The following is a 23,347-nucleotide window of genomic DNA, read 5'->3' on the forward strand; positions in this document are numbered from 1 at the left end:
ACCCGTTAAAACGAAACCGGGTCTGTAGGAGCGAGGCTTGCCCGCGAAGGGTTCACCTCGGTGTTGGTGGTGACGCAAATGACGCCTTCGCGAGCAAGCTTCGCTCCTACGGGGCTCGAACTACTCGCTGGCGATATCATCCTTGAACTGGTCTTTGACGTACTTGATCTCGGTCTGGCCATGCGGCGCAGGCAAGCCGTCTTCACCCAGATTGACGAAGACAATCTTGTCGACCGTCAGGATGCTTTTGCGAGTGATCTTGTTGCGCACTTCGCACTTCAGGGTGATCGAGGTGCGACCGAACTCGGTGGCGGTGATGCCCAGTTCGATGATGTCGCCCTGGCGCGAGGCGCTGACGAAGTTGATCTCGGAAATGTACTTGGTGACCACACGCTGATTGCCCAATTGAACGATGGCATAGATCGCCGCTTCTTCGTCGAGCCAGCGCAGCAGGCTGCCGCCGAACAGTGTGCCGTTGGGGTTGAGGTCTTCGGGTTTTACCCATTTGCGGGTGTGGAAATTCATATTCACTCCTGAGCGTCTTGCCGAATGATGGGGGGCATCATGGCAGAGCCCGGCCTAGAGCTCTATTGGGCATCGACTATGGCCTCGATTACCGTTCGGACATTCATCAACAGAAACGCTTTGGAAGATAAGAATAGCCCGCTATAATCGCCACCGTTTCAAAACGGTCATCTTCGATTGATACCGTTTTCCCGCCACCTGTCCGAGGGGCGCTGCAGCAGGTTCGACCTGTCAGGCTCGGATGGGGCGTTGACTGGCCAAGATCGGCCGGACACTAAACGCACAACGGCGCCCATTCGCATACATTACGAATGGAGGCTCTTCATGAGCGCTGTTATCACGCCTGCAGATTTTAACGATTACAAAGTGGCCGACATGTCCCTGGCTGCCTGGGGCCGTCGCGAAACCATCATCGCCGAATCCGAAATGCCAGCCCTGATGGGTCTGCGCCGCAAGTACGCCGGTGAGCAGCCACTCAAAGGCGCGAAAATCCTCGGCTGCATCCACATGACCATTCAGACTGCCGTGCTGATCGAAACCCTGGTTGCCCTGGGTGCCGAAGTGCGCTGGTCGTCCTGCAACATCTTCTCGACTCAAGACCAGGCCGCTGCCGCTATCGCCGCTGCCGGTATCCCGGTTTTCGCCTGGAAAGGCGAGACTGAAGAAGAGTACGAGTGGTGCCTGGAGCAAACCATCCTGAAAGATGGCGCGCCTTGGGATGCCAACATGATCCTCGACGACGGCGGCGACCTGACCGAGCTGCTGCACAAGAAATACCCGGCGATCCTGGACCGCGTCCACGGCGTCACCGAAGAAACCACCACTGGCGTTCACCGCCTGCTGGACATGCTGGCCAAGGGCGAGCTGAAAATCCCGGCCATCAACGTCAACGACTCGGTGACCAAGAGCAAGAACGACAACAAGTACGGCTGCCGTCACAGCCTGAACGACGCGATCAAGCGCGGTACCGACCACCTGTTGTCCGGCAAGCAAGCGCTGGTCATCGGTTACGGTGACGTGGGCAAGGGCTCCGCTCAGTCCCTGCGTCAGGAAGGCATGATCGTTAAAGTTTCCGAAGTCGACCCGATCTGCGCCATGCAAGCCTGCATGGACGGCTACGAGCTGGTTTCGCCGTTCATCGACGGCATCAACGACGGCACCGAAGCGAGCATCGACAAAGCCCTGCTGGGCAAGATCGACCTGATCGTGACCACCACCGGTAACGTCAATGTTTGCGACGCAAACATGCTCAAAGCCCTGAAGAAGCGCGCTGTTGTCTGCAACATCGGCCACTTCGACAACGAAATCGACACTGCTTTCATGCGCAAGAACTGGGCATGGGAAGAAGTGAAGCCACAGGTTCACAAGATCCACCGTACCGGTCCTGGCGCATTCGATGCCCAGAATGACGACTACCTGATCCTGCTGGCCGAAGGCCGTCTGGTTAACCTGGGTAACGCCACCGGTCACCCAAGCCGCATCATGGACGGTTCGTTCGCCAACCAGGTGCTGGCGCAGATCTTCCTGTTCGGCCAGAAGTACGCCGACCTGTCGCCAGCCCAGAAAGCCGAGCGCCTGACTGTTGAAGTACTGCCGAAGAAACTCGACGAAGAAGTGGCCCTGGAAATGGTCCGCGGTTTCGGCGGCGTTGTGACTCAACTGACCAAGACCCAGGCCGACTACATCGGCGTGACCGTCGAAGGCCCGTTCAAGCCGCACGCTTACCGCTACTGATTGACCTGCTGTCCGCTCCCCATGGGAGCGGACTTATGCAGAACCCACGCTCTCCTGTAGGAGCGAAGCTTGCTCGCGAACGCGACACCGCGCTGTTTCTGAAGCACTGCGTCGCGCTCTTCGCGAGTGAGCTTCGCTCCTACAGTCAGCGTGACGATTGCAAGGCTTACGCGTTTTCAAGGGTATTCCCATGTCCCAAGACCGTCGCTACAGCTTCGAGTTCTTCCCTACGAAGACCGACGCTGGGCATGAAAAGCTGCTCGCCACTGCCCGTCAGCTGGCTACGTACAACCCCGATTTCTTCTCCTGCACCTACGGCGCTGGTGGTTCGACCCGTGATCGCACGCTCAACACCGTGTTGCAGCTCGAAAGCGAAGTCAAAGTTCCGGCTGCACCGCATCTGTCCTGCGTTGGCGACAGCAAGGACGACCTGCGCGGCCTGCTGACTCAATACAAGGCAGCCGGCATCAAGCGTATCGTTGCCCTGCGCGGTGACCTGCCTTCGGGCATGGGCATGGCCAGCGGTGAGTTGCGCCACGCCAACGACCTGGTTCAATTCATTCGTGAAGAAACCGGCGATCATTTCCACATCGAAGTCGCCGCTTATCCGGAGATGCATCCGCAAGCGCGCAATTTCGAAGACGATCTGAACAACTTCGTGCGCAAGGCCAATGCTGGCGCCAACAGTGCGATCACCCAGTACTTCTTCAACGCCGACAGCTACTTCTACTTCGTCGAGCGTGTACGGGCGATGGGCGTGAACATCCCGATCGTGCCCGGCATCATGCCGATCACCAACTACAGCAAGCTCGCGCGCTTCTCCGACGCCTGCGGTGCGGAAATCCCGCGCTGGATCCGCAAGCAGCTGGAAGCCTACGGCGACGACACCCAGAGCATTCAAGGCTTTGGTGAGCAAGTCATCACCGAAATGTGCGAACGCCTGCTGCAAGGTGGCGCACCGGGGCTGCACTTCTACACACTGAATCAGGCTGAAGCGAGCCTGGCGGTGTGGAACAACCTGAAGTTGCCTCGTTAAAAGCAGGATCAAGAGATCGCAGCCTCGTTTCACTCGACAGCTCCTACAAAGATTTATGTAGGAGCTGTCGAGTGAAACGAGGCTGCGATCTCTTGCGTTTAACGCCCGAACCAGAGCTTCTGGACCCGGTTTCTGGCTCTTTATGACATCTCGTCGTAATCTCAAGCCATGCCTCTGATCGCACAGTTACTCACCGTGTTTCTTTTCTCTTGCCTGAGCTTCGCCGCCCGGGGCGAGAAGCTGCGCATTGTCACCGAGCCGTGGGCGCCTTATGTCTATGAGGAAAACGGCAAATCCCTGGGCCTGGATTACGAAACCACGGCGATCGTGTTCAAGCGCCTCGGGATCGAAGTGGACTGGCAGTTCCTGCCATGGAAACGCTGTCTGTCGATGCTTGAAACAGGCCAGGCGGATGGCGCGCTGGACATTTTTCACAGCGATGAACGCGACGCCACTTTGCTCTACCCCAGCGAACCGCTGTCGGAAGTCGAGTTCGTGATGTTTTACGCCAACGAACGCCCCCATCCCTTCCGCACGCTGCAAGACCTGAAAGGCCTGACCGTCGGCACCTCGCCGGGCTATCTCTACAGCAAGGATTTCAGCGAATCGACCCAGTTCACCCGCGAGCCGGCGCCGACCCATGAAGCCAACTTCGGCAAACTGGTGCGCGGACGGATCGACCTGCTGATCACCGATCGCCGGGTCGGTCAGCATTTGCTCGACGAATTAGGCATCCGCGACAAGATCACCGAAAACCCCACCGTCATCAGCCATCAGAGCCAGTATTTGGCGGTACGGCGCAATGCCGGCATGGATTTACTGGTGCAGCGCTTCGGTGCCGAACTCAAGCGCTTCAAGCGCGAGCCCGCCTACGCTGAACTCAGCGCCCGGTATGGCGCGGGTCCCGGCACCGGAGGGCAACCCACCACCGCCACCACCGCCACGGTAAAAACCGTTGAGCAGCAGGAAAGCGGCGCGCAGTGATTGCTCTGTTATACTCCGGCGTTCCCGCCAGGCTCACGCCCGGACGCTCGGACTTGTTCAAGGCATCTCGATCCGCTACAGCGCAGCTTTTCAGCCCGCGCGAGCACTCCAGACGAGCTTTCAAGGCCCAGCAGGACCGGACGGGATTGCGTTCCTCTTAAACGCCATTCGCGCCAGGCAAGACTCCCATTGGGCCAAGCCCTAACTAAAACAGGATTACTCATGTCCTTTGCTTCCCTCGGTCTCTCCGAGGCTTTAGTCCGCGCCATCGAGGCAGCGGGCTATACCGAGCCTACTCCGGTGCAACAGCGGGCTATTCCCGCCGTGTTGCAAGGTCGCGACCTGATGGTCGCGGCACAGACAGGTACTGGTAAAACCGGCGGCTTCGCCCTTCCGATTCTGGAGCGGTTGTTCCCTAACGGTCACCCGGACAAATCCCAGCGTCACGGCCCGCGCCAACCGCGCGTACTGGTCCTGACCCCTACTCGCGAACTCGCGGCTCAAGTCCACGAAAGCTTCAAGGTCTACGCTCGTGACCTGAAGTTCGTCAGTGCCTGCATCTTCGGCGGCGTCGGCATGAACCCTCAGGTTCAGGCCATGTCCCGCGGTGTTGACGTGCTGGTGGCCTGCCCCGGCCGCCTGCTCGATCTCGCCGGCCAAGGCAGCGTCGATCTGTCCCACGTGGAAATCCTCGTGCTGGACGAAGCCGACCGCATGCTCGACATGGGCTTTGTCCATGACGTGAAGAAGGTCCTGGCTCGTCTGCCGAGCAAACGTCAGAACCTGCTGTTCTCGGCGACCTTCTCCAAAGACATCACCGACCTTGCCGGCAAGCTGCTGCACAATCCGGAACGCATCGAAGTCACGCCGCCGAACACCACGGTCGAGCGTATCGAGCAACGCGTCTTCCGCCTGCCAGCCAACCACAAGCGTTCGCTGCTGGCGCATTTGATCACCGCTGGCGCCTGGGAACAGGTCCTGGTGTTCACCCGCACCAAGCACGGCGCCAACCGCCTGGCCGAGTACCTGGACAAACACGGCCTCAGCGCCGTCGCGATCCACGGCAACAAGAGCCAGAACGCCCGCACCAAAGCCCTCGCCGACTTCAAGGCCGGTGAAGTGCGCATCCTCGTCGCCACCGACATCGCCGCTCGCGGCCTCGACATCGACCAGTTGCCACACGTGGTCAACTTCGAACTGCCGAACGTCGACGAAGATTACGTGCACCGTATCGGTCGTACCGGCCGCGCCGGTCGTTCGGGCGAGGCGATCTCGCTGGTCGCTCCGGACGAAGAAAAGCTGCTGAAAAGCATCGAGCGCATGACCAAGCAGAAGATTGCCGATGGCAACCTGATGGGCTTCGACTCCAGCGCTGTAGAAGCCGAGAAACCAGAAGTCCGCGAGCGTCCGGATGTGCGTAACCCGCGCAACCCACGCGGCCCACGCGGCGACGGTCCGAACGGCACTGGCGGAGGCGGCGGTCGTAAAGACAAGGGCAAGGACAAGGGCGGCAAGGAAAAAGCGCCTGCCACTGGCCGTGGTGATCGCCCGGCCCGTGAACACAAGCCACGCGAAGGCACCCCGGCTCGCGAGCAACAGCGCCCGGCGCCACGCGCTGCCGCTGATCGTGCTCCAGACGAGTTCCTGGACGACGATATCGACAACTTCGGTAACCGCGTCGACTACGTGCCTCAAGCCAAACCGGCCCAGGGCCGTGGCCGCCGTCCGGGTGCTCCGGCACAAGGCACGGCAGCGGGCGCTGGCGCTGGTGCTGGTGCTCCGCGCACCGGCGGCAAGCCTCAGGGTCGCCAAAGCGGTCCACGCAGCAGCGATGGCGCCACCACCGGCACACCGCCAGCCAAGCGCAGCGGTCCACGCAACGGTGCTCCACGTGACGGCCAGGCCCGTCGCGAAGAGTCGCGCAACCGTCGTCCGGCTCGCACCGACGACCAGCCGCGTTCGGAACCTGCCGTGCAGAACCCGCGCGGTCCGGCACCGAAGATTATCCATAAAGAGTCGAAAACCGATCGGTTCCCGACTCCTGAGCAACTGGATCAATTGCCAGGCCGTCCACGCGGTGAGAAGCCAGCGTTGCTGACACGCAATCGCTGATTTAGCGCTGCAATGAAAAATGCCCCTGATCTCACGATCCGGGGCATTTTTTATGCTTCACCACAATTCCTGTAGGAGCGAGGCTTGCCCGCGAAAGCGTCATCTGCGACACCACGGAAACCGAGGTGAAGCCTTCGCGGGCAAGCCTCGCTCCTACAGGGGGTTTGTGGCGCCCATGAAGATTATGTTCGGCAATAAAAAACGCCCCCGACCGTGAGGCCGGGGGCGTTTTGTGTCAGGCGCGAAAATTATTTCGCTTTCACACCTTCAAACGTCACGTACAGCTCGACCGCGTCGGACGATGGGCCCAGGTCTTTCTGCTTGCCGAAATCGGAGCGCTTGATGCTGGTGGTGCCTTCGAAGCCGGCACGGTAGCCGCCCCATGGATCCTTGCCTTCGCCCAGGAAGGTAGCCTTGACCACCACTGGCTTGGTCACGCCCAGGATAGTCAGGTCGCCGGTCACGTCAGCAGTGTCTTTGCCAGCCGCGTTTTTGCCGGTGGATTTGACGCTGGTGGAAACGAACGTGGCTTTAGACCCGTTCAGGAAGTCTTTGCTGGAGATGTGCTTGTCGCGCTCAGCGTTGTTGGTAAACACGCTGGCGGTGTTCACGTTGAACGAGATCTTGCTGTCTTCTGGCTTGGCAGCGTCGAAGCTGAACTTGCCGTCGATGTCCTTGAAGGTACCGGTGATGTAGCTGTAGCCCAGGTGGCTGATCTTGAAGTCAACGAAGGCATGTTGGCCTTCTTTGTCGACGACGTAGTCAGCCGCCATCACGTTGGCGGACAGCAGAGCCGAACCGATTGCCAGAGCAGCGAGTGTTTTTTTCAACATGCTTTCTATTCCTTTGGAGTCGAGGTTGAACTTCAGGCTTTGCGGCCCAGCATACGAGTGAGGGTCGCATCACGATCGATAAAGTGGTGCTTCAATGCTGCCAACGCATGGAGACCGGAAAAAATTACCAGCACCCACGCCAGATACAGATGGATCACACCGGCGGTGTCTGCCTGGTCCGGTAGTCCGGAAAGCAGCGCAGGAACTTCAAACAGGCCAAACACCGAAATCCCGACACCGTCTGCGGTGGAAATCAGGTATCCGGCAATCATCACAGCAAACAGACCGAAGTACAGGAACGAATGACCGAACTTGGCGCCTAGCCGCGTCATGCGGCTGTACGTATCCAGTGCCGGCGGTGGCGGGCTGACAACGCGCCACAGCACCCGCAGCACCATGACGGCCAACAACACCAGGCCAATGCTCTTGTGCAATTCCGGCGCGTCTTTGCGCCAGGTGCTGTAGTAGTCGAGACCGACCATCCACAAGCCCAGCGCGAACAAACCAAAGACCGCCAGCGCCACGCCCCAATGCATGAAGATGCTGACCCAACCGTAGCGGGAAGAAGAGTTACGTAGCTGCATTGCCCAAATCCTGTGAGAACTGCGACCAAGACTATCCACTTATCTATCGAATTAAAGCGGAAAATTTTGCTTTGAAATATCGAGAAATACGATCAAGAGTCTGAAATGGATCCGTTAAGGAAAGATTAAAGACCAATGTGTGAGAAAAAATGAAGCCCAAACAAGGAACACCTGCGCCACAGGATTTATTCGATGCTTGATACGGGTTTCTTCCAGGCATAAAAAAACGCGGCATTTCTGCCGCGTTTCTTTGAGTGCCAAAAGCTTACTGCGCTTTGGTTTCCGTTGCCGGGGTCGCAGCGGGTTTGGCCGCAGCTTTTTTCGCCGGTTCAGCTTTCTTAGCCGGGGCTTTGGCCGGCGCTTTTTTGGCTTCGGTCTTGGCAGCAGGCTTTTTCACCGGGGCTTTCTTGGCCGGCTCGGCTTTCACCGGAACCACTGGCTTCGGCGCTTCAACCGGTGCAGGGGCCGGAGTTGGCGCTGGAGCAGGAACCGGTGCTACCGGAGCCGCGGGTTCTGGTGCCTTGACCGGTTCCGGTTTCTTGTCGTCATCGGACGAACCACCGAACAGGTTGGTGAAGAAGTTACCTTTCTTCGCCGCCACTGCACCGGCCGCTACAGCGGTCGCTGCCGGTACAACCTTCGCCGGTTCAAACGATTTGCCCGCTGCCAGGTCTTCAACCTGGCTGGCCGCGCGCTGACCGGTGCGCAATGCGCCTTCCAGGGTGCCCGGGTACAAGGTGTCGGTGTGTTCGCCAGCGAACGCCACGCGCTGCAGCGGACGTTCCCACAGGCGCCAGTATTTGCTGATCTGGCCCGGGCCGAACGCCAGGTAAGCGCCGCCCATCGAAGGGTCGGTGCTGTAGCGGCGGATTTCATAACCGGTGAACGAGCCGCGCGCCTGTGGATAAAACGCGTGCAGACGAATCAGCACCTGATCGACCATCTGCTTGTCGCCGAATGCCTGCATGACGCGTGCGTTGTCGCCGGACAGGTTGATCACCACGTTGGCGCCGCCCTTCAGTGCCGGCTCGACCCACAACATGCCCAGGCCGGTGTTGCTGTAGATCTCGCCGGACATGCGCGCCTTGCTTTCCCATACCGGCGTCTTGAACTTCAGCATGATCTGGTCACGCCAGCCGTAGTTGGTGCCTTTGATCGCGCCCATGTGCTGGGCATCCAGGGACGGGGTCATGACAATCTTGTTCAGTGCGCGCAACGGCACCGCGACAACCACGTAGTCAGCCTGATAGCCCACGCTGCCGACTTTGACGGTCACGCCGTCCTTGTCCTGGGTGATGGACGACACCGGGGAACTGGTCTTGATGGTTTTCAGCTGTTTGACGAAGGCCTGGGCCAGCACCGGGCTACCGCCGAGCAGGCGCGAAGCGCGCAGGTCACGGTCGGAAACGCCACGGTAAACACGGCTCTGCTGTGCGAAGTACAGCAGCGACAGGCGCGAAGGTTCGTCGTAGCGGGTACGAATCTGCTGGTTCACCAACTGACGTGCAGTGGCCGGCAGGCTCAGACGGTCGAGCCAGTTGGAGACGTTGATCTGATCCAGAGCATGCAGCGTGTTGTTGGCCGCCGGGTTCAGTGGATCTTCGATCGATCGCGCCAAGTCATCCACGGTCTTTTCGTAACGCTTGAGCGCTTCGGCGGTGGCCGGTTCCTTGGTGGCCAGATCGGCAGCGGTGTAATACACGCCATCGATCAGGTAGCTCGGGACACGCACGAATTCAGGAGCTGGCGTGGTGCTCAGCTTGAAGGTCGAGACGTATTTGTTCAGCACCGGCTGGGTCTTGTCGTTGCCGATCCACTCACTGGTGGCCATGCCGGAGCGACCGCCCAGGCTCGGTTTGGCTTCCAGCAGAGTGACCTGCCAGCCTTTGTTCTGCAGTTCGTAAGCCGCTGTCAGGCCCGAGAGCCCGCCGCCGATCACGATCGCCGTTTTATCCTTGGCCAGCGCAGACACGCTGAACAGCCCCAACATCACCAGCGCACAGGCGCGCAGCCAACCAGCAGACATTCAGCGAACTCCGGAAATACACGAGGAAATAGCGGTTTCACGAGTCAGACGACTCAAAGAACCGCGAAGAATACGTCAGCCATCAAAAGGCCGCCAGCAACGTCTATCGACCTATACAAAGTAGCTCAATCGACACAATGGGTTGTCCCGGTGCGATGCATTGCATAGGCTTGCGCGATTGTTTGCCCGCGAAACCAGCGAGCCGCCTCGAGGAGACTGAACATGGGCCTGAATAACCAGTGGATGCAACGCGATCTCGCGGTGTTATGGCATCCCTGCACCCAGATGAAAGACCACGAACAGCTGCCGCTGATTCCGATCAAGCGCGGTGAAGGCGTTTGGCTTGAAGACTTCGAAGGCAAACGCTACCTCGACGCCGTCAGCTCCTGGTGGGTCAACGTGTTCGGTCACGCTAATCCGCGCATCAACCAGCGCATCAAGGACCAGGTTGATCAACTGGAGCACGTGATCCTCGCCGGGTTCAGCCATCAACCGGTGATCGAGTTGTCCGAGCGTCTGGTGAAGATGACGCCGGAAGGCCTGACGCGGTGCTTCTACGCCGATAACGGTTCGTCCTGCATCGAAGTCGCGCTGAAGATGAGCTTTCACTACTGGCTCAACCGCGGCCAGCCGAACAAGAAGCGCTTCGTCACCCTGACCAACAGCTACCACGGCGAAACCATGGCGGCGATGTCGGTGGGCGACGTGCCGCTGTTTACCGAAACCTACAAGGCGCTGCTGCTGGACACCATCAAGGTGCCGAGCCCCGATTGCTACCTGCGCCCGGAAGGCATGAGCTGGGAGGAACACTCGCGCAACATGTTCGCTGCCATGGAACAGACCCTGGCCGAGAATCACGACACCGTCGCGGCAGTGATTGTCGAGCCGCTGATCCAGGGCGCTGGCGGCATGCGCATGTATCACCCGGTGTATCTCAAATTGCTGCGTGAAGCCTGCGACCGCTACGGCGTGCACCTGATCCACGACGAAATCGCCGTCGGCTTCGGCCGCACCGGGACGATGTTCGCCTGTGAACAGGCCGGCATCCGCCCGGACTTCCTCTGCCTGTCCAAGGCCCTGACCGGCGGCTACCTGCCGCTGGCGGCCTGCGTGACGACCGAAGATGTCTACAGCGCTTTCTACGACGACTACCCGACCCTGCGCGCCTTCCTGCACTCGCACAGCTACACCGGCAACCCGCTGGCGTGCGCGGCAGCCTTGGCGACGCTGGATATCTTCGAAGAAGACAACGTCATCGAAAACAACAAGGCCCTGGCGCAGCGCATGGCCAGCGCCACCGCGCACCTGGTCGATCACCCGAACGTTTCGGAAGTGCGCCAGACCGGCATGGTGCTGGCCATCGAGATGGTCAAGGACAAGGCCACCAAGGAAGCTTATCCGTGGCAGGAACGTCGCGGTTTGAAGGTGTTCCAGCATGCGTTGGAGCGCGGTGCTTTACTTCGACCGTTGGGCAGCGTCGTGTATTTCCTGCCGCCGTATGTGATTACGCCGGAGCAGATCGATTTTCTGGCGAAAGTGGCCAGTGAAGGCATCGACATCGCGACCCGTGACAGCGTCAGCGTGTCGGTGCCGAAAGACTTCCACCCCGGCTTCCGCGATCCGGGCTGATTGTATAGTGCTCGCTCCCACGCTCCGCGTGGGAATGCAGCCCGGGACGCTCCGCGTCCCAAAAGCGGACGCAGAGCGTCCGGTGAGGCATTCCCACGCAGAGCGTGGGAACGATCAAATCAAAGAGAACCCGCATGAGACTGTCCCGCTTCTTTATCGACGCCCCCTTGAGCACCGGCGAACACGAGTTGCCCGAGGCCCAGGCCCATTACATCAGCCGCGTGCTGCGCATGGCCGAGGGCGATGCGCTGCAACTGTTCGACGGCTCGGGCCATGAGTTTCGCGCCACGCTGGTGGAGGTCGGCAAGAAGCGCGTTGTCGTGCAGATCGACGAAAGCTTCGCCGGGCAGGTCGAATCGCCGCTGGCGATCCATCTCGGCCAAGGCTTGTCCCGTGGCGAGCGCATGGATTGGGCGATTCAGAAAGCCACTGAATTGGGCGTCACTGAAATCACCCCGATCTTCAGTGACCGTTGTGAAGTCCGCCTGAAGGACGAGCGCGCCGATAAGCGTCTGATGCACTGGCGCCAGGTGGCGATCAGCGCGTGCGAGCAATGCGGGCGTTCACGAGTGCCGGTGATTCATCCGCCGCTGTTGCTGGCGGACTGGTTGAAGCAGACCGAGGCGGAATTGAAGTTGGTGCTGCATCCGGTGGCTGAGCCGTTGGTGAGTCATGAGAAGCCGGCGACGCTGGCGTTTCTGATCGGGCCTGAGGGTGGGTTGTCGGATGCCGAAGTCGATCAGGCCAAGGCCAGTGGCTTCCACGCCGCCCGCCTCGGCCCGCGGGTGTTACGCACCGAGACTGCGCCGGTTGTGGCGTTGGCGGTGGCCCAGCAGCTTTGGGGTGACTTCTAAATCTTGAAAGATCGCAGCCTCGTTTCACTCGACAGCTCCTACAGGAGATCGCATTTCAATGTAGGAGCTGTCGAGTAAAACGAGGCTGCGATCTTTTGATCTTCCGCCTCACAAGACATAAAACAAAATCGCCACAAAGTGCAGCAAACTCCCCGCGATCACGAACAGATGCCAGATCCCGTGCGCATGCCGCAGCCGATGATCCAGGGCAAAAAAGACAATCCCCACGGTGTACAACACCCCACCTGACGCCAGCCAGGCAAAACCGGTGCTGCCCAGCGCCGCGAGCAGTGGCTTGACCGCCACCAGCACGATCCAGCCCATCACCGCATAAATCACGATCGACAGAACCCGCGCTTCCGACCGCGGCTTGATCTCTTGCAGGATGCCGATCAGCGCCAGCCCCCAGACAATCCCGAACAGCGTCCAGCCCCACGGCCCGCGCAGGGTCACCAGGCAAAACGGCGTGTAGCTGCCGGCAATCAGCAGGTAGATCGAAAAGTGATCGACCTTCTGCATGATCGCTTTCTTGCGCCCGCGCACGCTGTGGTACACGGTCGACGCGCTGTACAGCACCATCAAGGTAAATCCGTAAATCGCCACGCTGACGATCTTCCACGGGCTGCCGTCCATGCTGGCGATCACCAGCATCCACACCACCCCGACCGTCGCCGCCACTGCCCCGACCAGATGCGTCCAGGCGTTCAATCTTTCCCCGTGATACATGTAGTGCCCACCTCAAAATTCACTGCAACATCGCGCAAGGCTCAGGCCTCGAGTGTAAAAGCGCAATGTTTCAAACCACAAATCCCCCTGTAGGAGCTGTCGAGTGAAACGAGGCTGCGATCTTTTGATGTTGTTTTTAAGAGCAAGATCAAAAGATCGCAGCCTCGTTTCACTCGACAGCTCCTACACAGCTCCCACACGTACCTGCATGCGTGCACAATCGAGCCATTCGAATAAGAGTCCACGCCATGCTGATCGACGAAGAGTTGACCCTGAAAAAGCTCGAGGTGTTCCTCGCCTTCATGCGCACCGGCAACCTGGCCCGGGCGGCTGCCGAGTTGCAGACCAGCAACGTCAGCGTGCACCGTGCCATTCACTCCCTGGAAAGCGCCCTGCGCTGCCCGCTGTTCAAACACGAAGGCCGCAATCTGACACCGCTGGAGAGCGCCTATGTGCTGGAAGAACGCGCGCAGAAGCTGATTCAGGACGTGGTCGAAACCGTGCGCCTGACCCGTGAAGCGGCCGGGTTCTCGGCTGAACGCTTCAAGCTCGGCTCGCTGTATTCGCTGACGGTGAAGACCGTACCGCAGTTGATCATGGGCCTGAAGATCCGCCGCAGCGAACTGAACATCGACCTGATCCTCGGTTCGAATTTCGACCTTCTGTACAAGCTCAAGAACATGGAAGTCGACGCGATCCTGGTGTCTCTCGACGACAGCGTCAACGACCCGGACTGCGAGCAGATTCCGCTGTTTTCCGATGACATTTTCCTGGCCACGCCGGCAGATTCGAAGTTTGCCCAACGGGCGGAAGTTGACCTGGCCGAAGTGCGCGACGAAACCTTCATCACCCTGACCCAAGGCTTCGCCACGCACCAGGACGGCAATCGGGTGTTCAAGCAGGCGGGGTTCGAGCCGAAGGTGGCGATGCAGGTCAACGACATCTTCACCCTGCTGAGCATGGTCAGCTCGGGGGTGGGTTATGCGCTGCTGCCGGGGCGGATTGCGGCGGTGTATGAGAACCGGGTGAAGCTGATCCCGTTGCAGGAAAAGTATCGGTTGCAGCAGCACATTGGCGTGGTGTTTTTGAAGGCCAAGGAGCGCGATCCGAATCTGTTGGCGTTGCTGGCGGAGTGTCGGATGTATGCCAATCGCCAGGCCTGATACCGCGCCGCGCCCTTCGCGGGCAAGCCTCGCTCCTACAGGATGTGCGTGCGCCATGGATTGGGCCACGACACAAATCCTGTAGGAGCGAGGCTTGCCCGCGAAAGCGCCAGAACAGCCAGCGAAGATCCCGCGGCTTAACCCACAATCCCGCGAACAATGAAGTACAACAACGAAGGCCCCAGCAGACACCCAAGCCCGGTGTGGAACGTCGCGGTCAACGCGCCATAAGGCACCAACCGCCGATCCGTCGCCGCCAACCCGGCGGTCACACCGCTGACAGTGCCGGCCAACCCGCCAAACACCATCGCCGAGCGCGGGTTATCCAGGCCCATCCATTTCGCGGCCATCGGCGTGCCGACCATCACGAAAATCGCCTTGATCAACCCGGTGGCAATCGACAACGCCACCACATCCGAACTCGCACCAATCGCCGCCCCGGTCACCGGCCCGACGATGTACGTCACTGCACCCGCACCGATGGTGGTCATGCTGATCGCATCGCGATAACCGAATACCCAAGCCATGCTCGCACCGACAATGAACGGCAGGATCGTGCCCAGCAGCAGCGCAATCACGCCAATCAAACCAGCCTTTTTCGCTTCGGTGGCCTGCACTTCGAACGCCGTGGCAACGATGGCGAAGTCCCGCAGCATCGCGCCGCCCATCAAGCCGATGCCAGAGAACAGCGACAAATCCGCCAGGCCTTTTTGCCCGCCAGTCATGGTGCCGCCGACCCAGGCCAGAACAAGCCCGATGACAATGGCAATCGCCGAGCCGTGAATCCGCCCGTACGTCAGCCGTTTGGACAACACCACCGACACCCACATGATCACGCCAACAAAGGCGAACGCCGTAACCAAGCCGTTATGTTCCAGGCCTTTCTCGATGAGATCCCACATATCAGCGACCTCCTACTGGCGTGCCGACTGGCGTGATTTCCTCGGGCTCATCGGGCAAGGGTTCGCCTTTGTGAGTGCGGCTGATCAGCGCAATCGTGCAGCCGCAGATCACCACCGAACCAATCGCCGCCAGCACCGCCACCGGGCCACCGTGCAGCGCCGTCACGACGTTCTGTTGCGCGGCCATTGCGACCACCACCGGAATGTACATCGCGCCCCAGAAGCCGACGCCCATCTCGCACTCCTTGGTCATGCCGCCGCGCCTGTGCATCCACAACCGCGCGCAGATCAGCAGGATCATCGCGATCCCGACCCCGCCGACGTTGGATTTCACCCCCAGCAACACGCCGAGCATGTCACCCATGATCACCCCTGCCAGCGTACAGATCGCCAACAGCGCCACACCGTAAATAATCATTGTTGTTGTCCTCAAAGTGCATCGTCGAATGTTGTTTTTGTTGTTCGAAGGCCTGAGTCGGTGGTCTAGGGTTGGCGGCTTCCCTCCTCACGCAACAGCGCCTGCAAGGTGTCGAGTCGCGCACCGTCGAAGGCAATGACGGTGCCCTGCTCGAACACCCGGCGCGCCAGCCCGGTCAGCACCGCACCGGGCGGCAGTTCGATCTGTAGACGTACGCCACGCTCGTAGGCGCTTTGCACCGTGCCGCGCCAATCCACCACGCGGCACATGTTGAACGCCAGGTCGTCGCGCAAGGCTTCGGTGTTGATGATGGGCCGGGCGCGACTGCCGCTCAGGTAACCCAACGTCGGTGTTTTCAGTTGCACCTTGGCGAAGGCTTCGGCCAGGGTTTTAGCGGGGGCTTCCAATAAAGGACAGTGCGACGGCACGCTGACGGCCAGGCGTTTGGCCAACCCGGCACCGCAGCCTCGAGCCAGCTCAGCGACGGCTTTCATCGCCGCATCGCTGCCAGCGATGACCATCTGGTTATCGGCATTGATATTGGCCAGATAAACCGGCGTATCGACGCTGTGAACCTGCGCCAACAACCCTTCCACCGTCGCCAGCTCCAGGCCGATGATCGCGGTCATGCCGTAGCCCTGTGGATAAGCTTGTTGCATCAGCTCGCCACGCAGGCTGACCAGATGCAGCGCATCGCTGAAGCCCAGCGCACCCGCCACCACCGCGGCCGGGTAGGCGCCGATGGACAATCCCGCCACGTAATCCGGCGCCATTGATAACTGGCGTGAAGCCGCGACGCCGGCAATCAGCAGGCAAAGCTGAACGGCCCGTGTCGATTTCAACGCCTCGGCGGAATCCAGCAGCAAAGTATCTTCACCCAGCACATCACTCGCCTCGATGACGGTTTCGCGAGGCAAACGATGGAGCATGCCCGGCTGCTGCGCGCCTTGCCCTGGGAACACCAGCAAGCTGCTCACGCTGCTTGCTCCCAAGGATCAATGACCAGGCAGGCTTCACGGGCGTTTTTCAGCAAAACCCGACGGACAGGACCGGCCCATTCGCGCAGGGCGACGGCGCCGAAAGGTGTCTGCAATTGCATGTCTACCTGGCAGGCAGCCGTGTCCAGAATCTTCACCAGCGCCTGCGCTTTCAATCGATCCAGCGGTTGCGGCATGCGCAGGATCAAGTCGAGATCACTGCCCTCGTGCAACGCCTGAAAACCGCTGCCCAATTCGAACCCGGCACTGCCGCTGACACCCCACACCCAACCACAATCATCAAGCATTGGCCGCAGTTGATTGAGGGCGTGGACTGCCGGCAAATCCCGGTCAATCGAGACATGACAAAGCTCTTCGGGTGTTACGCGACGCGAAATCGCATCGATCGACATCACCGTTGCAAAGCGCTGTTCACGCAACCGCCCACGCACCCCGACCGCGATGTGATCCGGCGCACTCAACGCACGCCGAACCACCACCGGTTGCCCTGCACTGATCGACTCGATCACCCACGCAGGCGCGTCCACCGGCAGCTGCTCTGGCGTCATGCCCCAGAGCAGGTCGTGGGCCAGAAAGGTATTCACCACTGCGCTCTCAGCAGTTCACGCACCTTGCTCGATGCTGCGCGGTTGCTCGCGCCCAACCGGCCGCTCAGGTCGCGCCCCGTCGCGGCAACATCGCCGATTGCCTGATTCAGGCATTCAGTGACTCGCGCCAGGTCGGCTGCGGTTGGCCGTTCAATCTGCTCGACCGACAAGGTTTCCCACAGCAATCCCAGGCTCGCGTAGCTGTCGATGTCATAGGCCATCGGCGGCACGCTGGCGGCCAAAGCTTCAAGCTCCTCGACACTGCGCAACGTCACCCGCGCCGCCGACGCCTTGCCCATCGCATGCACCATCACGCCGGGATCACGCAGGGCAATCAAGCGATTGGCCTGATACCCATGAGCCAGAAACGCCCCGGACATCGCCTTGCCCACCAGCAAACCAATCACCGCATGGCCGGCCAACCGGGCGCGGGCATAACTGTCCGCCGCACCGGCCAGAGCCTGATGAATGCCGAGCGCTTCTTCGCGCCGACCATAAGCCTGACTCGGCACATCGACGATGGCGATCAAGGCGCGCTTGTGCGGTTTATCCAGATCGGCGGCGATGACTTCATCCACAGCCTTGGCCAGACCCCAGCCTTCCAGCAAACCGACTTCGCCATTGCGGGCGCGGACGAAACGGTTGTCGGGATCAGCCACCACAGCGATAAACCGCGCCGGCTGATCACCCAATACACCGTCGGCTACTTTCAATGAAGCGGGCAAACTTTCGACCGGTTTCGCGCCCGCGCTCAAGGCGTTGAACCAGTTCAAACCTCTCAGGGAATACGTGCTCATGAGCGCTCTCCTTGATACAGATCGCGAACCACTGACGGCTCGATTTGCGGCTCGGCGTCCAATCGGGCGAGCCGTTGCAGGAACAGATCGGCCTGACGGCTGCGTTGTTGTTCCGGCAAACCTTGCTTGAGCAATTCGCCGACCTGCTGCTGAATCTGCGCCACATCATCGGCAACGTAACGGTCCACCAAACCGCTGGCGAAACGCTGCTCACCACCGGTCAGGCTCCAGATGAAAGGACGATCACGGGAGTCGTATTCCTCAAGCCCTGCTTCCTGCTCGATCACTTGCGGACCGTTCAGGCCAAGCCGTGCTTCCTGGGTCACCAGCAAATAGCTGCACAACCCGGCGGCAATCGACATCCCGCCAAAGCAACCCACGCTGCCGGCCACGACGCCAACCACCGGCTGGTATTGGCGCAGATCGACAATCGCCGCATGAATATCGGCAATCGCCGCCAGCCCGAGGTTGGCTTCCTGCAAACGTACGCCGCCGGTTTCCAGCAGCAACACGGCGCGGGTCGGGATACCGTTGCGGTTATCTTCCGCGGCCAGTTCCAGCGCGCCGGCCATTTTCGCCCCGCCGACTTCGCCGAGGCTGCCGCCCTGAAACGCACCTTCAATGGCGGCGATGACCACCGGCAACCCACCGATGCTGCCCTTGGCGATCACCACGCCGTCATCGGCTTGCGGCACCACGCCCTGACGCGACAGCCACGGCGACATGACGCGTTGAAACGGGTCGAGCAATTCGCGGAAGGTGCCGGCGTCGAGCAAGGCTTTCGCCCGTTGCCGGGCGCCGAGTTCGACGAAACTATGTTTCTTGAGGAGATCAGTCATGGCCGATCTCCTCAAAGCCTTGTTCCAGACGCAAGCGCACCACGCCCGGTGTCGCGCCGAAATCGTGGATATCGATGGCCATCGCTGGCGGAGTCTGGCCGTCGAACATCCGTGCAAACAGATGCTGCCAGCGTTGCTCGGCGCCATTGACCGAGGTCTGCACCTTGATCGTCAGTTTGCCGGCCTGACCCGGTTCGATCAGCACTTCCAGATCGCCCGAGCCGACACAGCCCACCAGCGTACGGCCCCGGGGCGGCTGCCCGGCGGGAAATTCAAAGGATAAGGTTTCCATCAGAAAGCTCCGGACTCGATGCGGTCGATAAACAGGCAGGCGGCGAGCAAATCCGCAGCACCGCCGGGCGACGCATTCAATGCGATTAATTGTTCGTCCAGCTCGTGCAAACGGCGGCGACCGGCGAGGCTGGCACTGCCGCCCGCGTCGAGTACCGCTTGGGCGCCGAGTTGCATGGTCTGCAAGCCTTGTTCGCCAGCGCGGTACAGAACGCAGGTGTCCGCCAGGTTCGTCATGATCGCCAGCAAGGCATCGAGCCGGGCGTTCTGCTCGCCATGGCCAACGGCGCGGCTGCGCTTGAGTTGTGGCAGCGCGCGTTGCAGCACCGAAGGAAAACCCAGTTGGGCTTCTTCACGGGCGCCGCGAGCGCCGTAGCGTTGGGCAACTTGGGCACCGTGACTGAGTGGACGTGGCGCGTAACGGTCTTCGAGTAACGCGAGGCGTGCTGCGCGCAAAGCCATTGAGCCTGCGGCACTGGATTCAGGCTCAAGCGCGCAGGCAGTGACCAAAAGCCCCAAGGCCCAGATCGCCCCGCGATGCGTATTCACGCCGCCAGTGGTGGCGAGCATCGCTTGCTCCCCTTCCCGACCAATGCGCCCGATGGCTTCGCGCAACGGCACGCCGACTTCGCCACACTCAATGGCCGCTTCCGCCATTTCCTTGAACGCAGGCCAAAGGGACAGCGCCGAGGCGTGCATCAGCCCCAGGTGCAAATCGGTATGCGCGCCGTTGCCACGACGGTCGACCAGCGCCGGTTTCGGCGACAGGTCCGCTTCGTCGATCAGCGCGTCCACGGCCAGGTCCGCCAGCCGTTCAGCCAGGGACAGGGTTTTCGGTTGCAGGTTGAATGCGTGCATTACCAGCTCCTGAACTTGGCGGGCGGGTTGTAGAGGCCACCGGACCACTCGACCAGATCGGCCACGCTTTTGGCGGCGAGCAATTCGCGGGTGGCGTCGGTGCGACGGATGCCCAGGTCTTCGGGCAAGGCGATCAGGCCTTCGCGGCGCATGCGTGCGGTGTCTTTCGGGTTGTGGCGCAACCCGATGGCGGTCACTCCGGCGACGGCGGCGATCATCGCCTGACGTTCTTCCATCGAACGGGCCTTGTACAGATAGGCGATGCCTTCTTCAGTCAGCAGGTGGGTGACGTCATCGCCGTAGACCATGATCGGCGCCAGCGGCATGCCGCTTTTCTTCGCCACCTCTATGGCGTCGAGGGTTTCGACGAAGGTCGGTTTTCCGCCCTCCTGGAAGGTCTCGACCATTTGCACCACGAGTTTTTTGCCGCGTTCGAGCAAGGCTTCGGGTGCATCGTCATGGCGCATGTCGAGCCAGGCTGGCGTGCTGTGCCGGCGACCGCGCGGGTCGTGGCCCATGTTCGGCGCGCCGCCGAAACCGGCGAGGCGTCCGCGAGTTACGGTGGAAGAATGGCCATCGCCATCGACTTGCAGGGTCGCGCCGATGAACAGGTCCACCGCGTATTGCCCGGCGAGCTGGCAGAACATTCGGTTGGAACGCAGTGATCCGTCGCGCCCGGTGAAGAACACGTCCGGCCGCGCGGCGATGTAGTTTTCCATGCCCAGTTCGGTGCCGAAGCAATGCACGCTTTCGACCCAACCGCTTTCAATCGCGGGGATCAAGGTCGGGTGCGGATTGAGCGTCCAGTTGCGGCAGATCTTGCCTTTGAGGCCGAGGGATTCGCCGTAGGTCGGCAGGATCAATTCGATGGCGGCGGTGTTGAAACCAATGCCGTGGTTCAAGGACTGGACGTTGTGTTTCTCGTAGATCCCGCGGATCGCCATCATCGCCATCAACACGTGCACAGGCTTGATATGACGCGGGTCGCGGGTGAACAGCGGTTCGATGTAGAACGGCTTGTCGGCCACCACCACGAAATCGACCCAGGACGCGGGGATGTCGACGCGTGGCAGGTCGCTGACATCGTCCACCAGTTGATTGACCTGGACGATGACGATGCCGTCGCTGAACGCGGCCGGTTCGATCAATGCGGGGGTGTCTTCGGTGCTGGGGCCGGTGTAGATGTTGCCGGCGCGGTCGGCCATGAAACCGGCCGAGAGCACGACGTTGGGAATCAGGTCGACCACCAGCCGTGCATAGAGCTCGATGTAGGTGTGGATCGCGCCGATTTCCAGCAGACCGTCTTCCAGCAATTGGCTGATGCGCAGGCTCTGGGTGCCGGCGAAGGAGAAGTCGAGCTTGCGGGCGATGCCGCGTTCGAACAGGTCCAGGTGCTCGGAACGGCCGACGCTGGGCATGATCATGTGCAAGTCATGCAGCTTGGCGGGATCGGCCTTGGCCAGGGAACGGGAGAGGAAATCCGCCTGCTTCTGGTTGTTGCCTTCCAGCACCACGCGGTCGCCAGGCAGGATCAAGGCCTCCAGCGCCGCGACGATGTTGTCGGTGGGCAGCACCACACCGTCGGCCAGGCCTCGCACCAGTTCGAGACGCCGCTGCTTTTCGCTGCGCCGCCGCGTCCATCGCGAGTCGGGGGATATTGTTGTTGTCATGACCACTCCACGGGTTCGCTGTCGTGGGAGTCACCTTAGGAGCGTTGGGTGGGGGGCATCAATCAAGCAGAGAGACGGATCGTTACGGTCAGGGTAATGGTCGCGAAGAGTTGCAGTGACTGTACCGGCCCCTTCGCGAGCAAGCCCGCTCCCACATTAGAATTCAGTGAACACAACATTTATGGACGACAGAAAATCAATGTGGGAGCGGGCTTGCTCGCGAAGGGGCCAGATCGATCACCGCAGTTCTTAATGAGGGAATTGCGGCCCGGCTATCTGCTGCACACGCTGCCCATCCTTGAACTCCAAAGGGTTTCCCCCCATCAGGTTGATCTTGTCCTGCTGCGCTACCCGCACGACGAAGCTGTTTTCAGCCGCCAGTTTTGCGGCCCAGTCGTCGGGGGTGTAGAGCGTCGGGTTGAGGACGCGGCCCAATTGCTCTTCCAGAGGCATAAGCCGCTCCATCACTTCACTGTAGTGCAGGCCTTCGCCGATCAGCATGAGATCAATGTCACTGGATGCGCTTGCCGAATCCTTGGCGATTGAACCGTACACAAATGCCCAGGTGATCTGCTCGACAAAGGGGTGGAGAGCCTGACGCAGAGGCTCGGCGATGCCAAAGGTTTTGCGGGCGATGCCCAACAGCTCGGCATAGATCGGGCACTGCGGATTGGCTTGATAGTGGGTCTGGTTGCCCTGGCGGCTCAGGGTCAACACGCCTGCCTGTTGCAATCGATCCAGCTCGCGCATGAGGCTGCCTTTACCCACTTGAGCCCAGCGGGCGATTTCGTTGGCGTAAAAACTTCGATCGGGTTTACCGAACAACAAGCCCAGCACTTTTTGCTGAGTGGTGGTGAACAAGGCTTCGCTGAGGGAGAGGTTTTTCACAGTGACAACCGATGAGTCCCAAAAAGGGAACGATAGGTCCCTTTTTGGGAATCTTCAACCTTCGCCAGCCGATTGGAGGTTTGTGTTTAAAAGTTTGTCCGCTGCAAGGGTGAAAGGCTACACGGTGTGACGTCGCCACCTACAGCAATGCCGGAAGCCGCTGACTGGTGGGGTTTTGTGCTGAGCTTTATTGTTTGGGGGTCGCTGACAATTCAGCGACCGGGGCTGGAAACCCCATGAGTACGGGGCGCAAAAGCGTCCTTCATAACGTATGCTTGCGCACCTTCAAAGTGTGCATTCCGTTATGGCGGCTGTGCGCGGAAGACCTTAGGGTCTGCCGGGCCGTACCCCGGGTTTCCAACCGCGTACAGCTGCCACCATTCGCTCGGAAACCGAATGGGTCAGCTTCACCCCTGTACGGAGATTCACAATGTTCAAAGCCACTCCCAATCCCCCGGAAACCGACGCCGACTCCGACGCATCTCTCGAAGCCGAAAAACTCAAGGAAGCTGCCGACCGCGCCTTCGCCCATTACTTCCCGCCAGCCCAGGAAAAACCGGCCAAACGCCGTAAACACCCTCTCTTCACCGTCTCCCCCGATATTGACACCGAAGCCCTTCTGGCCAACGCCTCCGAAGATTTGCTTTCCATCAGCGCCATTGCGGCCGATCTGGCGGACGATGTGGAAGGCTCACGCCGTTCGGTCGCCTTGGCGCTCAGCCGAATGGCTGATGGCGTGCAGTTGTTGGTGGAGCGGGCGCTGGATCATAACGAGGCGTTGCAGATGCAGTTGCGGGCTCAGGCCAAGGTTTAGCCGTTCGTTTTGCGGTGAATTGAAGGCCGCCTTCGCGGGCAAGCCTCGCTCCTACAAGGACCACGCGAAACCTGTAGGA

At 60.5% G+C, this 23,347-nt stretch carries 23 protein-coding genes and 1 riboswitch; of the genes, 8 read left to right on the plus strand and 15 right to left on the minus strand.

Features of this window, described 5'->3' with window-relative positions; translation table 11 throughout:
• Positions 1 to 120: 120 nt before the first annotated feature.
• Complete coding sequence (locus ACA049_RS28610; RefSeq protein ID WP_109635529.1) at positions 121 to 525, minus strand: acyl-CoA thioesterase; 405 nt, start codon at positions 523 to 525, stop codon at positions 121 to 123.
• Between the two features lie 198 nt (positions 526 to 723).
• Positions 724 to 826: riboswitch (S-adenosyl-L-homocysteine riboswitch) on the plus strand.
• Positions 827 to 849: 23 nt separating this feature from the next.
• Between ACA049_RS28610 and ahcY the strand changes: the two genes are divergently transcribed.
• The 4 genes from ahcY (at position 850) to rhlE2 (ending at position 6,391) form a co-directional block, all read left to right on the plus strand.
• Positions 850 to 2,259 carry an adenosylhomocysteinase gene (gene ahcY, locus ACA049_RS28615; protein ID WP_497331537.1) on the plus strand — a complete coding sequence of 470 codons (1,410 nt, stop codon included), beginning with the start codon at positions 850 to 852 and terminating at the stop codon, positions 2,257 to 2,259.
• A gap of 190 nt (positions 2,260 to 2,449) precedes the next feature.
• On the plus strand, positions 2,450 to 3,295 hold the full coding sequence (metF, locus tag ACA049_RS28620; RefSeq protein ID WP_131060594.1) for a methylenetetrahydrofolate reductase [NAD(P)H]: 846 nt from the start codon (positions 2,450 to 2,452) through the stop codon (positions 3,293 to 3,295).
• Positions 3,296 to 3,463: 168 nt separating this feature from the next.
• Positions 3,464 to 4,279, plus strand: a complete 816-nt coding sequence (locus ACA049_RS28625) for a substrate-binding periplasmic protein (RefSeq protein WP_497331539.1) — start codon at positions 3,464 to 3,466, stop codon at positions 4,277 to 4,279.
• A gap of 222 nt (positions 4,280 to 4,501) precedes the next feature.
• Positions 4,502 to 6,391 carry an RNA helicase RhlE2 gene (rhlE2, locus tag ACA049_RS28630; RefSeq protein ID WP_497331541.1) on the plus strand — a complete coding sequence of 630 codons (1,890 nt, stop codon included), beginning with the start codon at positions 4,502 to 4,504 and terminating at the stop codon, positions 6,389 to 6,391.
• 248 nt (positions 6,392 to 6,639) lie between these two features.
• Here rhlE2 and ACA049_RS28635 read toward each other — a convergent pair whose 3' ends face one another.
• The 3 genes from ACA049_RS28635 to ACA049_RS28645 all read right to left on the minus strand — a co-directional run bounded on the left by ACA049_RS28635 (position 6,640) and on the right by ACA049_RS28645 (position 9,834).
• On the minus strand, positions 6,640 to 7,224 hold the full coding sequence (locus ACA049_RS28635) for a YceI family protein (RefSeq protein ID WP_497331543.1): 585 nt from the start codon (positions 7,222 to 7,224) through the stop codon (positions 6,640 to 6,642).
• A gap of 32 nt (positions 7,225 to 7,256) precedes the next feature.
• Complete coding sequence (locus tag ACA049_RS28640; RefSeq protein ID WP_497331545.1) at positions 7,257 to 7,808, minus strand: cytochrome b; 552 nt, start codon at positions 7,806 to 7,808, stop codon at positions 7,257 to 7,259.
• Between the two features lie 265 nt (positions 7,809 to 8,073).
• Positions 8,074 to 9,834, minus strand: a complete 1,761-nt coding sequence (locus ACA049_RS28645) for a flavin monoamine oxidase family protein (RefSeq protein WP_497331547.1) — start codon at positions 9,832 to 9,834, stop codon at positions 8,074 to 8,076.
• A 222-nt stretch (positions 9,835 to 10,056) separates the two neighbouring features.
• Between ACA049_RS28645 and ACA049_RS28650 the strand changes: the two genes are divergently transcribed.
• A complete protein-coding gene (locus tag ACA049_RS28650) occupies positions 10,057 to 11,463 on the plus strand; it encodes an adenosylmethionine--8-amino-7-oxononanoate transaminase (RefSeq protein WP_497331549.1) in 1,407 nt (468 codons plus the stop codon).
• A gap of 134 nt (positions 11,464 to 11,597) precedes the next feature.
• Positions 11,598 to 12,317, plus strand: a complete 720-nt coding sequence (locus tag ACA049_RS28655; protein ID WP_497331551.1) for a 16S rRNA (uracil(1498)-N(3))-methyltransferase — start codon at positions 11,598 to 11,600, stop codon at positions 12,315 to 12,317.
• 108 nt (positions 12,318 to 12,425) lie between these two features.
• Here ACA049_RS28655 and trhA read toward each other — a convergent pair whose 3' ends face one another.
• Positions 12,426 to 13,043, minus strand: a complete 618-nt coding sequence (gene trhA / locus ACA049_RS28660; protein WP_497331553.1) for a PAQR family membrane homeostasis protein TrhA — start codon at positions 13,041 to 13,043, stop codon at positions 12,426 to 12,428.
• Positions 13,044 to 13,291: 248 nt separating this feature from the next.
• Here trhA and ACA049_RS28665 point away from each other — a divergent pair, with 248 nt between their 5' ends.
• Positions 13,292 to 14,206, plus strand: coding sequence for a LysR family transcriptional regulator (locus tag ACA049_RS28665; RefSeq protein WP_077747236.1), 915 nt, complete (start codon positions 13,292 to 13,294; stop codon positions 14,204 to 14,206).
• 137 nt (positions 14,207 to 14,343) lie between these two features.
• Here the strand turns inward: ACA049_RS28665 and madM are convergent, their stop codons facing one another.
• The 10 genes from madM to ACA049_RS28715 form a co-directional block, all read right to left on the minus strand.
• Entirely contained in the window at positions 14,344 to 15,108 is a 765-nt protein-coding gene (gene madM, locus ACA049_RS28670; protein ID WP_033060438.1) for a malonate transporter subunit MadM, read from the minus strand.
• Position 15,109: 1 nt separating this feature from the next.
• Positions 15,110 to 15,526, minus strand: a complete 417-nt coding sequence (gene madL, locus ACA049_RS28675; RefSeq protein WP_497331555.1) for a malonate transporter subunit MadL — start codon at positions 15,524 to 15,526, stop codon at positions 15,110 to 15,112.
• 65 nt (positions 15,527 to 15,591) lie between these two features.
• Positions 15,592 to 16,503, minus strand: coding sequence for a malonate decarboxylase subunit epsilon (gene mdcH / locus ACA049_RS28680; RefSeq protein WP_497331557.1), 912 nt, complete (start codon positions 16,501 to 16,503; stop codon positions 15,592 to 15,594).
• Positions 16,500 to 17,111, minus strand: a complete 612-nt coding sequence (locus ACA049_RS28685; protein ID WP_497331559.1) for a malonate decarboxylase holo-ACP synthase — start codon at positions 17,109 to 17,111, stop codon at positions 16,500 to 16,502. The genes mdcH and ACA049_RS28685 overlap by 4 nt, the downstream gene beginning before the upstream one ends.
• Positions 17,105 to 17,908, minus strand: a complete 804-nt coding sequence (gene mdcE / locus ACA049_RS28690; protein ID WP_497331561.1) for a biotin-independent malonate decarboxylase subunit gamma — start codon at positions 17,906 to 17,908, stop codon at positions 17,105 to 17,107. Before mdcE ends, ACA049_RS28685 begins: the two co-directional genes overlap by 7 nt.
• Positions 17,905 to 18,747: a biotin-independent malonate decarboxylase subunit beta gene (locus tag ACA049_RS28695; protein WP_497331563.1), complete on the minus strand. Its 843-nt coding sequence runs from the start codon at positions 18,745 to 18,747 to the stop codon at positions 17,905 to 17,907. Before ACA049_RS28695 ends, mdcE begins: the two co-directional genes overlap by 4 nt.
• On the minus strand, positions 18,740 to 19,039 hold the full coding sequence (locus ACA049_RS28700; protein ID WP_008026217.1) for a malonate decarboxylase subunit delta: 300 nt from the start codon (positions 19,037 to 19,039) through the stop codon (positions 18,740 to 18,742). Before ACA049_RS28700 ends, ACA049_RS28695 begins: the two co-directional genes overlap by 8 nt.
• On the minus strand, positions 19,039 to 19,896 hold the full coding sequence (locus ACA049_RS28705) for a triphosphoribosyl-dephospho-CoA synthase (RefSeq protein WP_497331565.1): 858 nt from the start codon (positions 19,894 to 19,896) through the stop codon (positions 19,039 to 19,041). Before ACA049_RS28705 ends, ACA049_RS28700 begins: the two co-directional genes overlap by 1 nt.
• Entirely contained in the window at positions 19,896 to 21,566 is a 1,671-nt protein-coding gene (mdcA, locus tag ACA049_RS28710) for a malonate decarboxylase subunit alpha (protein ID WP_497331567.1), read from the minus strand. Before mdcA ends, ACA049_RS28705 begins: the two co-directional genes overlap by 1 nt.
• A gap of 249 nt (positions 21,567 to 21,815) precedes the next feature.
• Positions 21,816 to 22,454 (minus strand): transcriptional regulator, encoded by a 639-nt coding sequence (locus ACA049_RS28715; protein WP_497331569.1) that lies wholly within the window; start codon positions 22,452 to 22,454, stop codon positions 21,816 to 21,818.
• A 430-nt stretch (positions 22,455 to 22,884) separates the two neighbouring features.
• Here ACA049_RS28715 and ACA049_RS28720 point away from each other — a divergent pair, with 430 nt between their 5' ends.
• Entirely contained in the window at positions 22,885 to 23,268 is a 384-nt protein-coding gene (locus ACA049_RS28720) for a DUF6124 family protein (RefSeq protein ID WP_497331571.1), read from the plus strand.
• Positions 23,269 to 23,347 lie beyond the last annotated feature (79 nt).

This window comes from Pseudomonas sp. LBUM1662 (assembly GCF_059695915.1).